The following is a 14659-nucleotide window of genomic DNA, read 5'->3' as shown; positions in this document are numbered from 1 at the left end:
TTGCCCAATCGCAACCATTAGGTCAATTAGTTGCAGGTGTGCACATGCCTGTCTGGGCAATATATTGCGAGATCAGCCCATGCTTGGAATTATACGCAGGGGAAAAAATCAGGAAAAAAGCAACGAATTATTAATTAATACCAGACATTCTATTGACTGTATTAGAGCAGTATGCGCATATCATGGCATCCCAACAAATGAACAATCATTGATTTCAGACAACGCTCTTGACGATCATATTAATCAAAATGATATACTGCGAATAATAAAGCGCGTTGGCCTCAAATCAAAATTGACTTTTCTCAATATAAAAGATGTTGATCAAAGAATACTTCCGTTAATAGCCATATTAAAAGATGGAACCCCTGTAGTTATTGCCCGAATACTAGACGGAAGATTGCTTATTAGAGATTCTCAACTCTCCGCCGCCCGCATTCTAACAGCAGAAGATTTTCGGACATCATGGGTCGGGACTGCCATCCTAGTAACTAAGCGACTGACCCTCGACAGCCTCGGCCAGCGTTTTGATATCAGCTGGTTCTTGGCGGCAATGATCAAATATCGCGGTATCTTCAGTGAGGTTCTTGCGGCCTCCCTATTCCTGCAACTCTTCGCCCTTGTCTCCCCCCTCTTCTTCCAGGGGGTTGTAGACAAGGTGCTTGTGCATCGAGGCCTGGACACGCTGGACGTTCTGGTCTTCGGCCTGGTGGTGGTATCGTTGTTCGACGCGGTGCTAGGCGGATTGCGGACCTACGTGTTCTCCCACACCACCAACCGTATCGACGTCGAACTGGGCGCGCGCTTGTTCCGCCATCTACTAGCCCTGCCGCTGGGCTATTTCACCAATCGGCGGGTGGGGGACAGCGTGGCCCGGGTGCGTGAACTGGAAAACATTCGGAATTTCCTCACCGGATCAGCGCTGACCTTGGTCGTGGACCTTGTGTTCACTCTGGTCTTCATTGCCGTGATGCTCATGTATTCCGGCTGGCTGACGGGTATTGTGCTCCTTTCATTGCCTTTTTACGCCGCCATCAGCATTGGGGCCGGCCCCCTTTTCCGTCGACGGCTTGACGAGAAATTCCGGCGGGGGGCAGAGAACCAAGCCTTTCTGGTGGAAACTGTGGCCGGTATCGAGACCTTGAAGGCCATGGCGGTGGAACCCCAGCTGCAGCGGAAATGGGAGGAACAGCTTGCGGGCTACGTCCAGGCGTCGTTCCGGGTGGGCTGCCTGGGCAATGCGGCCAGCCAGACCATCCAGCTGATCTCCAAGTTGGTAACTGCTGGCGTCCTATATTTCGGCGCGGGTGCGGTAATCACCGGTAAAATGACGATCGGCGAACTCGTCGCCTTCAACATGCTGGCAACGCGGATCAGCCAACCGGTGCTACGTCTGGCGCAGTTGGGGCAGGACTTCCACCAAGCCCGCCTGTCTGTGGACCGCCTGGGCGACATTCTGAACAGCCCGACCGAACCCCGGACACGCCCCGGCCAGTCGAGGTTGCCGGCACTGAAGGGGAGCATAACCCTTGAGCATGTCCGGTTCCGCTATCGACCGGATGCGCCTCCCGTGCTGGAAGGCTTATCCGTGACCGTGGCCGCTGGCCAAAGTATCGGCATCGTTGGTCCCTCAGGCTCTGGCAAAAGCACGCTGACCAAGCTGCTCCAACGCCTGTATTTGCCCGAAAGCGGCCGGATACTGATGGACGGCGTGGATATCGCCCAAGTCGACACCGCTTGGCTGCGGCGGCAGATCGGGGCTGTGCTGCAAGAGAACGTCCTGATGAGCGGCACGGTGCGCGAGAACATCGCCCTGGCCGATCCCGCACTGCCACTGGAGCGGGTGATCCACGCGGCCCAACTAGCCGGCGCTCATGAATTCATCCTGGCTCTGCCCCAAGGCTACGACACGGTGGTGGGGGAGCGGGGAGCCAGCCTATCAGGTGGCCAGCGGCAGCGGGTGGCCATCGCGCGCGCTCTGGTGACTGACCCACGCATCCTGATCTTCGACGAAGCGACCAGCGCGTTGGACTACGAAAGCGAACACATCATCCAGCAGAACCTCGGGGCCATCAGCCGCAACCGCACAGTCTTCATCGTGGCGCATCGTTTGTCGGCCGTGCGCCATTGCCACCGCATCCTGACCCTGGAAGGCGGTCGCCTGGTGGAAGACGGCACGCACGAGGACTTGATCCGCGCCGGGGGCCGCTACGCCATGCTCCATCACTTGCAGGCCGGGAACACGCCCCTGACTGTAGATATCGCTGTGGGAGGCCTCAATGCTGGCTGACCCCTCGGATACAGCGCCCGCACGCAGTCCGTTACCACCCCGCCCGTTTTTGCGGCCGCGCTCGTCGGCGATCGGGCGGGAGTTTTTGCCTGCGGCGCTGGAGGTGATGGAGACGCCGCCATCCCCCCTGGGTCGGGCCATCGGCGGTACCATCATGGCGTTCTTCACGGTAGCGGCGGTGTGGGCCTGTGTAGGGCATATCGACATCGTCGCCTCAGCCCCCGGGCGTATCCTCCCCTCCGGCCGGGTAAAGGTTGTTCAGCCCATGGACAGCGGCATCGTCACCGCCATCCAGGTGCAGGACGGGGACCATGTAACCACCGGCCAACCCCTGATCCTGCTGAACACCACCACCACGGCGGCGGATCGTGACCGGGTGACGACGGACCTGATCCAGGCACGGCTGGACGTGGCGCGGCTGACGGCACTGCGCGCCGGCCTGGACGGCACGGCGGACGGCCTGACGCGAGCGGAGAAGGCCTTCACGCCCCCCGTGGGGGTGCCCGCCGTCACGCCGGACCTGGTGGAACGAACGAAAGCCGCGCTACGCGCCCAGACCCAGGCCCAAGCCGCGAAGCTAATGGCGCTGGATCAGCAAATCGCCCAACGAGCAGCGGAGGCGGACGAGGTGCGAGTGACCACCGCCAAACTGAAAGCATCGACGGAGTTGCTGGCTCAGCAGGCAGACATCCGCCGCCAACTGGTGGAAAAGGAATACGGCAGCAAGCTGGTCTATCTCGACGTGCAGCAGCGCCTGGTGGAACAGCAACACGATTTGGCCGCCCAAGCACAGCGGGCGGAAGAAGCGATCGCAGCCAAGCGCGCGCTGGAGGGGCAGCGGGCCCAGGCGGTCAGCGACTTCGCCCACCAAACGCTGGAAGATCTCAGCATGGCTACGCAAAAGGAAGCGGAATACGCTCAGGATCTGATCAAGGCCGAGCAGCGCCTAACGCAGCAGACCTTGACCGCGCCACTCACCGGCACAGTGCAGCAGTTGGCCGTCCATACGGTGGGCGGTGTGGTATCGGCGGCCCAATCGCTGATGGTCATCGTGCCGGACGACATGCCCTTGATGGTAGAGGCCAGCGTGGACAACCGCGACATCGGCTTCATCCATCGGGGCCAGGAGGTGGAAATGAAGATCGATACCTTCACCTTCACCCGTTATGGCCTGGTGCACGGCCATGTGCTGGACCTCAGCCGCGACGCGGTGACGCCGGACCGCGACACACCTGCGGCCAACAATACCGCTCGCGCCCCGGGCGAGGACGCGACGATGACGGCCGATCGGCAGCGGTCCGGAGCCACGCCGATCTATGTGGCGCACATTGCCCTCGACCGCACCGCTCTCATGGTCGACGGGCATGAGGAACGCCTGGCCAGCGGCATGGCGGTAACAGCGGAAATCAAGACTGGTCGAAGGAGAATCATCGACTACATTTTATCGCCCGTAAGCTCTCATCTCCATAATGGTCTGCACGAACGATGACGAAAATCGTGCTTCCTGACAACGCGGAGAAAATATAAAATGTATCATCGCGGAAGTATCGCAGCCTTCATCGATGGCGCACACGAATACGCCGAAAGAAATCCTTTAAGCCACCAGAATTCTGAATTTAGTCACGATTCATCGCTTCATCATTTCCTAAGTGGTAATGGGTCATACCTAAACAACCACCAGGTCATCAGCACGAAATCCAGCCTGCATGCGCTGGACTATGGCTCGACGTCGCCCGAAATCAGCATCATAGTAACGCCACCGGACGATCCCCCCAGCGATCCGCCCCCCGATGATCCACCCCCGCCTCAGGACGATCCCCCCGGGGGAAGTGGCGGTGGCGGGGGTGATCCACCCCCACCACCCTGCCCTGTTTCCGTTGGCCAAGGCGCTTCGCCAGACCAGACGTTAGCGGGAACCAATACCTTGGCGGGACGCGTCGCCAGAGACATTTTAAATATTCCCGATGTCGCAACTCGGGAATATGGAGCTGTCCTGTATACAGATGACAATGGAATCATACATTCTTCACCTATTTATGCGGGCAACGACGGCGCCGTTAGTTTAACGGACGGCCTTCGATTCGCTCAGCAAAATTGGGGAAATACAGGCACCGTAGTTGGGCTTATCCACGACCATCCGGCACAGACATCTGGAGATCCAAACAGCCTTCAGTATTACTACAACTTGTTCCCGTCAGGTGGCACATACCCGCTAGGTGAGTTCACCGGAAGTGACTGGAAAAATTACGACGACACAAAAAATTGGCTGGACCAATCTGGAAGAAACTCAGGAGAGCTTCAGGAATACATCGTCGGTCCGGATGGCCAGTTGCGTGACTTCGCACCAACCCCGGAAAATCGAAGCTATCAGCCTATAGACAGGGTCCCGGTACTTCAGATTCCCGATCAGACCTGTTGAGTCGGTGGGCCGGCGACTCCCGTCGCCGGCCGCACCACATTCCCACTAAAAGTGAGGTCAAATTGTGAAAGTTCGTCAATTCTTGTCCTTTGTTATCTTGGCTATGATTTCGTTATCCGCAACTTCGCAGGAGATGCCTCCAAGACACGAAATACCACCACCCAACATCGTTATTCGCGAGCCGGCGGTTCCGACGTCAGTGACCCAGACATTCGAATTCCTGTGTGGATCCGCGAAATATATTGTGAAATTCGACACCTTTCCCGGAAAATTCCACCATACATTGACCTCAATTACCGTCAACGGCGCTGACGTGAAGGAAGAGATCTTTAACACCGCCCAACAATCGTTGAGTGGTCCCGGAGTTATACTAGCCGTCACTCCACGATGCATGGATGCCAATGCCGAAATTATTGTAGCGACCAACGATCTCCCGCCAGCCAACTCTTTGAATATATATAAAGTCTTAAAGCATACTAGCGCGGCCATCATGGTAAACCCGCCGCCTGGGAAATAACCCTTTCAAGGGATCGATGGCGGTATGCTTCAATTAAATCCACCTTTTAACTGGGCGGCGCTCCGAACCATCGACGGGAGAACCGCCCACCGCGTCAAATGCGTCGAAAAAAATGCACGGAAAATATCGCACAGCCTTTCGCACTCCGGCAGGGCGGCACTTGGCGATGTAGTCGGCCGAATTCAACGGGAGAACGGCTTAAATATCCGATCCATACCCTTAATTTACGCCGATGACAGGCAGTGCGATGACGGCATTACGACCTTCTCGACAGCCATCGGCGCTTACATAACCGGCATTGATCACGACATCGATCTGCAGAACCTCACCCCCCACCTCAGATCCAGCAACTCTTACGCCAGCAGGCATACCGAAGAGGGCACTGAGTACATAACCAAATACTACGCCGCTGACCAAATTTCCGACCAGATTCCCCTTCTCGTCCAAGAGTATCGCGCCGCCTTGGACAACCAGGACATCCTCCTCGGATCGGCATTGGCCTATGCCCACCTCCTCGCCATTCATCCATTGACGGATGGCAATGGTCGCGCCGCTCGCAGAACGATCATTAACGTCCTGTCCCACCTCTACGGCTTTCCAAAGCATCTCCTGCCATTGTCGCTCATGATCTCCCGTGACAAGAAGCGGCATAACGACTGCCTAAAAATGGCGCAAGGCGACACGGATATGCCGAGCTATTTGAAATACTTCACGGAACTGATGGGCGCGTCGTTCGAAATGATGGCCCTGCTCGCCTATGTCCGGTTGAAAAGGTTTGGCGACCTGGACGATCGCCACGTCGCCAACCTGAGCTAGACTTCCTTCAGCGCCTCCACCAGCTTGGCCATGTCGTCGGGCGTGGTGCTGAAGCCGGGGGTCACGCGCAGGCAGGCGCCGGTGCCCAAGCCGGTGCGCACCACGGTGAACAGGCCGTGCTTCTCCAGCAGGCGGGCGGCCAGGGCGGTGTTGGCCGCCGGCGTGGTCTGGCCCTTCACCCGGAAACTGGTCATGCCGGCGCACAGGCGCGGGTCGTCGGGGGTCAGCACCTCGATCTTGGCCAAGTCGCGCGCCGGCAGGGCCCACAGGTCGCGCAAATGGCGCAGGCGCGCCCCGACGACGGCGGAGCCCAGGGCCTGGTGGAAGTCCAGCGCGTCGATGGCGGCCATCTGCGCCGCGAAGTTGGCCATGCCGGTGTGCACCCGGCCCAGGATGGGGTCGCGCTCCGACGGTTCCTCGCCCATGAAGGGCTCGATGTCGGCGATGCGGTCTTTGCGGATGTAGAGGGCGCCCACGCCCAGGGGGGCGCCGATCCATTTGTGCAGGTTGAACACGGCGAAGTCGACGCCGTCGCCGTGCACGTCCACCGGTCCCTGGCCCCAGGCCTGGGCACTGTCTACCACAACGTCCACGCCCCGCCGGCGGGCCATGGCCACGATCTCGCGCACCGGCTGGCGCAGGCCGTCGCGGTGGCTGAGATGGGTCAGCAGCATCAGCCGCACGTCGGGGTGGGCGGCCAGCGCCTGGTCGTAGGCGTCGATCAGGTTCTGGTACGTCGCGGGGAAGGGCAAGTCGATGCTGATGACGGCGACACCCCGCCGCCGTTCCAGCCAGGCGGCCGCCATGCGGGCGCTGTCGTAGTCATGGTCGCTCATCAGCACGGCGTCGCCGGGCTTCAGCCGGGCATAACCGCCGATGACCGCCTGAAGCAATTCGGTGGCGTTGCGGGTGATGACGATCTCGACCGGGTCGGCGTGCACCATGGCGGCGATGCGCTGGCGCAGCGCCTGGTAATAGCCCACGAAATCCCGGCGCACGAAGGTGGCGCCCTCCTGGTTCACCTTGGCGGTGTGGCGCTCATACGCCGCCTGGATGGCCAGCGGCATCTGGCCGAAGGCGCCGTATTCCAGGTTGATGATGCCGGTCGCCAGGCGGGCGGGATAGGCGGCGGCCACCGCCGCCCAGCCGGCCTCGTCATCCGCCGCCGGGGGAGTGACGCCAGGAGCCAGGGGGCTGGGCAAGGGGCCCGCCACGGGGCCTGCCTGCCGGGCGGACACCGGCACGGCGGAACCGCTGAGCAGGCCGCCCGCGCCACCGGCCAGGGCGGCTTGGAGCAAGGTGCGTCGACGCATGAGATCACTCCCTGGGTGCCGCCCCGGATGGGAGTTCGGGACGGCACCCCGTGCAAAACAAGACTTGCTAATACCAGCGGCACAAGCCTTTGACTCGTGCCGCTGTAGGACGCGACCGCGTCCGCCGGAGCGAGCACCGCCCAGTTGGTGTAAAGGGGGGCGGAGCGAGGAAGCCAAGCTGCCGGATGGCAGCGCCCGGCGACTGAGGGGCCTTTGATCGGTCACGATCAAAGGCTACGCGTTTAAGGTTCAGAAGGCGGCGTTGAAGCGCACGTAGTAACGGCCGCCGTAGGTGTCGTAGGGGGCGTTGCGCGAATATTCGATGCCCCGGCTGGCCTGGTAGACGGCCTTGGCCGGATAGGTGTCGAAGATGTTCTCGCCCGCCACCTTGACCGCCAGGTTGTCGGTGATGTGATAGGTCACCGACAGGTCGACGAAGGTGATGCCGTCGAAGGTCTGGAAGACGTCGCCTGTGGAATTGCCAGTGCTGTCCGTCCAGCCGCCGTAGTAGCGGACGCGCACCTGGTAATCGAAGGGGTTGTCGCTGTAGGTCAGGCTGCCGGTGATGTTGTTCTTGGGCAGGCCCTGTTCATACAGGATCTTCTGGGTGGGGTTGGCGTTCAGGCTGCCGCCCGTCACCATGGTCAGGTTGTGGTTGTAGGCCAGCTTCATGTCGATGCGGGCCGTGTCGAACACCGGCTGGGTGTAGTCCAGCACCACGTCCAGGCCCTGGGTGCGGGTGTTGAAATCGTTGGTGAACCAATAGACCGAGGTGAAATTATCCGCCCCCGGCACACCCTGGGCCACCAGCTGCGCCTTCTGCGCCGCCGTCAGGGTGATGGTGGGTGAACTGGAGAAGCGGTTGTCCACATCCACCTGGTAGGCGTCGACCGAGCCCGACAGGCCGATGTCGGTGCGCCAGACGCCGCCCACGCTGTAGTTCCGCGAGGTCTCGGGTCGCAGCGGCTGGGCGCCCAGCGCCACCGCCAGCGGGTTGTCCGGCGATAGGCGGCCGCTGGTGAACAGCTGCAGGGTCTTGGTGTCCAGCCCCTGCGAGGTGCTGAGCGAGTTGATCTGACCCGGCGTGGGCGCCCGGAACCCGGTGGAGTAGGAGGCGCGCAGGGCCAGGTCCGGCGTGATCTCGTACCGGGTGGACGCCTTGTAGGTCATCTTGTCGCCGAAACCGGAATAGGTCTCGTAGCGCCCGGCGGCGCCCACGGTCCAGGCCGGCGTCAGCTTGGCCTCCATGTCCAAATAGCCGGCGTAGCTGGTCTGGTACCAGGACCCAGCCTGCAGGTCGCTGAAACCGGGGAAGCCGTTGGCGCCCGAGGCCAGGCCGGCGGACGCCCCGGGGCCCACCGCGTACGAGGCCTTGTCACCCGCCTCCACCGTGTAGATCTCCAGCCGGCGCTCCGCGCCGAAGGCGATGTTCAGCGGTTCGTCCAGGCCGGCGTCCAGGCGATAGACGCCGTCGGCGTTCAGGTTGAACTCATCCTGCCGCTGGGTGCCCAAGTTGAAGTTGTAGGGGCTGGTGGGGCCCAGGGACGCGTTGATGGAGTTGTTCAGGAAAAATCGGCTCTCATTCTCGCCGTAGGTCCCGCTCAGGTCCCAGTCCAGATCGCCGCCGACATGGCCCCGGGCGCCCCAGGCGGCCTGGTAGTCGGTGTACTTGATGCCTTCCTTGGGCGTGAAACCGTTGGGGTAGATGCCGCGCAGGTCCCAGCCGGGGAAGACCTTGGGCGCCAGGCCATAGACGCTGGAATTGCTCTTGGGGTCGGGGATGCGCCAGTTGATGTCGTTCATGCCCTCGCCCGTGGCGATGGTCATAAAACCGTACAGCTCCACCGCGCCCACCGGCAGCAGGCCGTCCACGGCGTAGTGGTAGCTGGTCTCGTCCGGCCGGCCCCAGCGCTGCACCGGGTTGGCGATGGTCAGCTGCGGGTTGGCGGCCTGGAAGGCCTGGGCGTCGGCGCGCTGGTGGGTACGGGAGGTCAGCGTGCCGTCGGTCCATTCGGCCGTGGCCATCAGGTGGCCGCCGTCGCCGATCTCGGTCGCGCCCCGCAGGCCGCCGTTCCAGGTGGTCCCGTCACCGGCGTAGTACTGTGAGCCCTGCATGTAGCCGTAGACTCCGGGCCGGTCGTCCAGCTGGATGTTGATGACGCCGGCGATGGCGTCGGACCCATACTGGGCCGAGGCGCCGTCGCGCAGCACCTCGACACGGCCGATGGCGAAGTCCGGGATCTGCGCCAGGTCCGGGCCCTGGGCGCCGCGGGTGCCCAGGTAGGCGGTGCGGTGGAAGCGCTTGCCGTTGATCAGCACCAGGGTCTGGTCGGGCGACAGGCCGCGCAGGTGGGCCGGGCGGATGAACTGCCCGCCGTCGGAGCTGGGCAGCTTCTGGACGTTGAAGCCGGGGATGACCTGGGTCAGGTTTTCCAGCAGCTGGTTGGAGGCGCCGTCCTGCAGGTCCTTGGCCGACAGCACATCGACCGGGGTCATGGTGGTGAACCGGGTGCGGCCCCGGTCGCGGGTGCCGGTCACCACCACCTCGTCCAGGCTGCCGCCGGCGGCGTCCGCCACCTGCACCTCGGCCGCCGGCGCCGCCGCCTGGGCCTTGCGCGCCGGGGCGGCGGTGGAGGCCGGGGTGGGCGCCAGCTTCAGCACCACGGTGTGGCCATCGTCCGACGCCACCACCAGGGGCGTGCCCTTCAGCAGGCGGGCCAGGGCCTGGTGGCGGTCCAGATCACCCCGCAGCGCCGCGGTGGAGATGCCGTCCAGCTGGTCGGTGGGCGCCAGGATCTGGATGCCCGCCTGCTGGGCGAACAGCGGGATGGAGCGGATCGCCGGCTGGGCCGGCAGGTCGAAGTGCGCGCTCTGCGCCCAGGCAGGAACCGTCCACCCCATCAACGCCGTACCGCACAGAGCAAAGAAACTGCCATATTTCTTAATCATTACGATCATTCCCCAACGATGGTTGGCGATTTGGCTGGTCGTTGCCGCCTATCGCACTCATTTCCGCGTTCATACTGGGGAGAGATCGGCCAGATTATGTTTCCGCCATTGCGTCATTTAAGTTTAACAGGCGATCTTGAGTCACCGCAAACTGGTCAATTCCGGCTCAATCGTAAAGAACTATAGTATCCCCCTCCTCCCGATACTTGGCGCTGAAGCCGACGGCCACGGCATGGGCGAAGCCCGCCATGTCCGTGGCCTGGAACAGGCCGGAGACGTGGCGCTGCGCCAGCCGGTCGCTGGCCAGCACGATGCGCCGACGGGAATAGCGGGCGAACTGCGCCGCCGCCTGGGCCAGCGTCTCGCCTTCAAAGGCCAGACGCCCTTCCCGCCACGTCAGGGCGCGGTCGAGGGCGCCGGGGGCCACGACCTCGAAACTGACCAGGCTGCCGCGCCCGGCGCCGCCGGGACGCACGCTGACCTCCTGGCCGCCGCTCACCAACACGGCGTCCCGCGATCCCAGGTCCAGGGTCCAGTCGCGGCCGGTCACCCGGTCCAGCGTTTCCGCCAGGGGCGAAGGCGCGCCTTCCACCGCCAACTTCCCCGACAGCACGGCCACGGTCATGGCGCCGTCGCCGTTCAGGCGGACGCAGCAGGCGCCGCCGGTGGTGGCCAGCTGGGCTAGGGGGCTGCGGACGACAAAGGGGCGGTCGGAAACGGGGGCAACATCGAAGAACGCCTCGCCCCGGTCCAGGTACAGCAGCCGCCGGCCTGCGGTATAGGCCAGGGTGACGGACGAGTCGGTGTTGAGCGTGAGGGTGGAGCCGTCCTCCAGCGGGACGTGCCGCACCTCGCCCAGCGCGGAGCTGTAGGTCTGCCGCGCTGCGGGCTGGCGCATGCCCACCCCCAGCGCCGCCAGGCCGGCCACGCCGGCGGCGGCCGCCAGCAGGCGACGGCGGCTGTGGAGTGGCACGCGGTCACGGGCGATGGCTTCTTCCACCGCCGGCGCCGTGTCCCGCCGGCTCAACAGCAGGGCGCGGGCCCGGACCAGCGCGCCCAGGTGGCGGGGATCGGCGGCCAGCCAGGCGTCAAGCTCCCCCCGTTCACCGGCGGTCAGGGCGCGCGCGTCCATCCGAGCCACCCAGGCGGCGGCTGCCAGGTCGATCGCCCCGGCGGTTTGTCTTGCGCTCACGCTCGTTCAGTCCTTACCCGGCCGGCCCTTGCCAACCGATACCTGTTCCCTCCGGCCGAAGCGCTCCGCCAGCAGCTTCAGTCCCCGGGCGATGTGCTTTTCCACCGTGTTTTCCGACAGGCGCATGCGCCGCGCGATCTCCTGCTGCGACAGCCCCTCCACCCGGCGCATGACGAAGGCGCGGCGGGTCTGGCGCGGCAGGTCGGCGATGGCATTCTGAATCAGGCGCAGCTCCTGCCGCGCCGACGTCACCTCTTCCGGTGAGGGGGCGTCCACCACCGCCTCCAGCGTCGACAGGTCGGCCATGGCGGCGATGGGCACGACGCGCGACTGGCGCGCCAGTCGCAGCACCACGGAATAGGCGGTCTGGAAGGCGTAGGCGCGCGGGTTCTCGATCCCGGCGACACAGGTCTTGGCCACCAGGATGGCGTAGGTCTCCTGCACGACGTCGTCGGCGTCGAAGCCCAGGAAGGATTTGGAGCGCAACCAGGCCCTGAGCCCATGTTCATGGGGCAGGACGTGCGCCGCCAGCCAGCGCGCCCTCTCATCACTGAAGGGGGCATCGCTGAGGCGCGCGCGGGATGGCCCGTCTTGCGGCCGGGTGATCACGTCCTGTCGTTCGTGCACGGGGGGGCGTCATCCACTCGAGGTGCATCCCTCAACGCCCGCCTCAGGCTGAGGCGGACGCCGGGATACTAGGGGGTGGATGCGTCGGCGGGGGGCTTTCCCCCACCCGTCACAAAAATTTAAGACGGGATGGGCGCCGGAATTTCGGGGCAGACTGGTTCCAGGCCCGGCTCGCCGATGGTCTGTCCCGTGGGGCCCACGGGGTCCCGAGGGCCGTGCGCGCCATCGGCCAGCTGCCACACCCGCACCTGGCCGGTGCGGCCACGCAGGCTGAACTCACCCACGTCGGTCATGGGCACGCCGCAGTCGGCGGCGGCGTCCACCGTGTCGGCGCTGGCCAGCACGATGCAGGCGGCGGCCGGGTCGGCCAGGTCGGCGCCCAGCGCCTCCAGCCGGGCGGCGGCGTTCACCGTATCGCCCACGATGGTGTAGTTGATGCGGCTGCTGGTGCCGATGTTGCCAACGACCACCGGGCCGGAATGGATGCCGACGCGCAGGCGGATGGCGGGCCGGCCCTGGGCCACCGCCTCGTCATAGCTCTGGCGGATGCAGCGGTTGATGGCCGCCGCCGCGCGCAGGGCGCGCGCGGCATGGTCCGCCTGCTCGTCCGGCGCCCCCCAGAAGGCCATGACGGCGTCGCCGATGAACTTGTCCACGGTGCCGCCCTCCGCCTCGATGCAGGCGGACAGCAGGGTGAAATGCTCATTCAGCAGCGAGGCGGTCTGCGCCGGCGTCATGTTCTGGGCCAGGGTGCTGAAGCCCTTGATGTCGGTGAACATGACGGTGACGTCACGCTCCTCGGACAGGATGGAGCCGGCATGGTCGCCGCGGCGGATGAGGCGCAGCACCAGGGCCTTGGGCACGTAGGACTCGAACCAGCGCAGGCCGGTCAGCATGGTGTTGAAGGCGGCGGCCGCGTCCGACAGTTCGCGCAGGCGGCTGTCGGGCAGGTAGGGCACGGCATGGAAGTCCAGATCGCGCAATGAGCTGGCGGCATGCGACAGGCCCCGGATCTGCCGGCTGATGGTCTTGCCCAGGATCAGGCTCAGGGCCACGGAGACCAGCAGGATGGCGACACCGCCCAGGCCGAACCAGCGCACGCGGCGGATTTCCTGGTCCACCTCGCGCTGCGGCAGGGCCATGACCAGGGTCCAGTTCTGGGCGCCGTAGCCGCTGAGGTCGCGCAGCAGGTAGACGTAGTCGACGTCGCCGACGCTGGCCTGGCGGAAGTCCAGGTCGCGCAGCTTGCCGCCCATGCCGTCGCGCGCCACCACGCGGCCGGGGGGCTGGCGCTGCCAGATGCCGGCGGCCACGGGATCGCCCAGGTCGGACAGCGTGGGCAGGGGCGGGTTGCGCCCGGCCAGGTTGAAGGTGCGGCCGATCAGGGCGGGGTGGGCCAGCACATGCTCGGCATCGAACAGGATGAAGGCGGTCACACCCTGGCTGCTGTCCAGTTCGCCCAGGAAGCCCGACAGGTCGGCGAAGCTGACGCCCACCAGCACGGCGCCCAGGAACTTGCCGCCCTTGGACCGCACGGGCGCGCGCACGGTGAGGAAGCTGGTGCCCTCCTCCTCCGACCACACGGGGTCCACCCAGCGGGCGACGGGCGCCGCCTTCATCTCCTGCATCAGGAGGTCGCTGTTGGGCGGCGGCGGCATGGTCATGATTTCGGCGTCATTGGGGCCGGTGCGACGCGCCACGGTCCAGCGGCCGTCGGCCGACAGGAAGCTGACCGCCGTGATCTGGGGCGAGGCCGCCAGGGCCGAGCGCAGGTTCTGGCCCAGCCGGGTCTCATCGCTGGTGTCGATCTCCCCCCGCTGGATGGAGGCGACCAGGAACTCCGCCTGGTACTGCGCGGGGTCCAGCTGGGCGCGCACCCGCACCGTCATCCCGTCCATGGCCAGGATGACCTTGTCGGTCAGCAGCGCCGCAGTGTTGCGGGTGGAGGTGCTGAAGCCCAGGATGAGAACGCTGGCCACCGCCACCAGGACCAGCGTGCCGAAACCCAGCAGCAGCGCGGTGGCGATGGAGACGCGCACGGCGAACCGTCGGATGGGGCATCCCCCCGCCGGCCTTTCCAGGGCCTGTGTCGTTTCGCTCATGGCCGCACGGTAGCCGTCGGGCGGGCCGACGGCAACTGCGGCAAGCGGACAGGCCCCCAGCCGTCGGTATGGGCCGAATTCCAACTTAGCATATTGCATAGTGCAACCGGCGCGCTGTGACGCCGCGCATATTGCATTAAGCATTACATAATGCGTCAGCTCATAGCGGCGGCGGCCCGATCCGATCCGAGGCCGGGACGGAAAATCACCGGAATTGGCCAATAAATAGTTAACGCGACCCGCCGCCGTACCCTGGCCCACCCTTTGCAATGGTGTAGGTGTCTTGCAGAGCAACGCCCGATCAAGGGAACCGCAGACGGTGGAACCGACGGAATTCGCCTACCCAGTCTTTTTGGCTTCGCGTCCCTGATTTTCCAGGATCGAGGCGCCCCTGGAGAGGCAGGAAACACCTGACGCCCCATCACCGGCATACGCGG

At 64.3% G+C, this 14659-nt stretch carries 9 protein-coding genes; 4 read left to right on the top strand and 5 right to left on the bottom strand.

Annotation, left to right across the window (positions count from 1 at the left end; all coding sequences use genetic code 11):
- Positions 1–79: 79 nt before the first annotated feature.
- From UAA55_RS18785 to UAA55_RS18770, 4 genes are all read left to right on the top strand, one after another.
- Positions 80–2287, top strand: a complete 2208-nt coding sequence (locus tag UAA55_RS18785) for a type I secretion system permease/ATPase (protein WP_322954665.1) — start codon at positions 80–82, stop codon at positions 2285–2287.
- Positions 2277–3776 carry an HlyD family type I secretion periplasmic adaptor subunit gene (locus tag UAA55_RS18780; RefSeq protein WP_322954663.1) on the top strand — a complete coding sequence of 500 codons (1500 nt, stop codon included), beginning with the start codon at positions 2277–2279 and terminating at the stop codon, positions 3774–3776. The genes UAA55_RS18785 and UAA55_RS18780 overlap by 11 nt, the downstream gene beginning before the upstream one ends.
- Before the next feature lie 39 nt (positions 3777–3815).
- Positions 3816–4706, top strand: coding sequence for a hypothetical protein (locus tag UAA55_RS18775; RefSeq protein ID WP_322954661.1), 891 nt, complete (start codon positions 3816–3818; stop codon positions 4704–4706).
- Positions 4707–5247: 541 nt separating this feature from the next.
- Positions 5248–6039 (top strand): Fic family protein, encoded by a 792-nt coding sequence (locus tag UAA55_RS18770; protein WP_322954659.1) that lies wholly within the window; start codon positions 5248–5250, stop codon positions 6037–6039.
- On the opposite strand, the gene UAA55_RS18765 is transcribed toward UAA55_RS18770, so the two are convergent.
- The 5 genes from UAA55_RS18765 to UAA55_RS18745 form a co-directional block, all read right to left on the bottom strand.
- The gene (locus UAA55_RS18765; RefSeq protein WP_322954658.1) at positions 6036–7352 is read right to left on the bottom strand and encodes an aminotransferase class V-fold PLP-dependent enzyme; all 1317 of its coding nucleotides are present in this window, start codon (positions 7350–7352) and stop codon (positions 6036–6038) included. The genes UAA55_RS18770 and UAA55_RS18765 overlap by 4 nt on opposite strands.
- 249 nt (positions 7353–7601) lie before the next feature.
- Positions 7602–10253, bottom strand: coding sequence for a TonB-dependent receptor (locus UAA55_RS18760; RefSeq protein ID WP_322954657.1), 2652 nt, complete (start codon positions 10251–10253; stop codon positions 7602–7604).
- A 214-nt stretch (positions 10254–10467) separates the two neighbouring features.
- Positions 10468–11493 (bottom strand): FecR family protein, encoded by a 1026-nt coding sequence (locus tag UAA55_RS18755; protein ID WP_322954656.1) that lies wholly within the window; start codon positions 11491–11493, stop codon positions 10468–10470.
- 6 nt (positions 11494–11499) lie between these two features.
- Complete coding sequence (locus tag UAA55_RS18750) at positions 11500–12120, bottom strand: RNA polymerase sigma factor (protein WP_322954655.1); 621 nt, start codon at positions 12118–12120, stop codon at positions 11500–11502.
- 119 nt (positions 12121–12239) lie between these two features.
- Positions 12240–14222, bottom strand: a complete 1983-nt coding sequence (locus UAA55_RS18745) for an adenylate/guanylate cyclase domain-containing protein (RefSeq protein ID WP_322954654.1) — start codon at positions 14220–14222, stop codon at positions 12240–12242.
- Positions 14223–14659: the final 437 nt, after the last annotated feature.

This window comes from Nitrospirillum guanabarense (assembly GCF_034653355.1).
Classification (GTDB): Bacteria; Pseudomonadota; Alphaproteobacteria; order Azospirillales; family Azospirillaceae; genus Nitrospirillum.
Note: the sequence above shows the minus strand (reverse complement) of the source record. Positions and strands in the feature narration are given on the sequence as shown.

Bases quoted from the DNA above. Each gene is read 5' to 3' on its own strand.
- UAA55_RS18780 (WP_322954663.1), top strand. From the start codon at position 2,277: ATGCTGGCTGACCCCTCGGATACAGCGCCCGCACGCAGTCCGTTACCA.
- UAA55_RS18775 (WP_322954661.1), top strand. From the start codon at position 3,816: ATGTATCATCGCGGAAGTATCGCAGCCTTCATCGATGGCGCACACGAA.
- UAA55_RS18770 (WP_322954659.1), top strand. From the start codon at position 5,248: ATGCTTCAATTAAATCCACCTTTTAACTGGGCGGCGCTCCGAACCATC.
- UAA55_RS18745 (WP_322954654.1), bottom strand. From the start codon at position 14,222: ATGAGCGAAACGACACAGGCCCTGGAAAGGCCGGCGGGGGGATGCCCC.
- UAA55_RS18760 (WP_322954657.1), bottom strand. From the start codon at position 10,253: ATGGGGTGGACGGTTCCTGCCTGGGCGCAGAGCGCGCACTTCGACCTG.
- UAA55_RS18785 (WP_322954665.1), top strand. From the start codon at position 80: ATGCTTGGAATTATACGCAGGGGAAAAAATCAGGAAAAAAGCAACGAA.
- UAA55_RS18765 (WP_322954658.1), bottom strand. From the start codon at position 7,352: ATGCGTCGACGCACCTTGCTCCAAGCCGCCCTGGCCGGTGGCGCGGGC.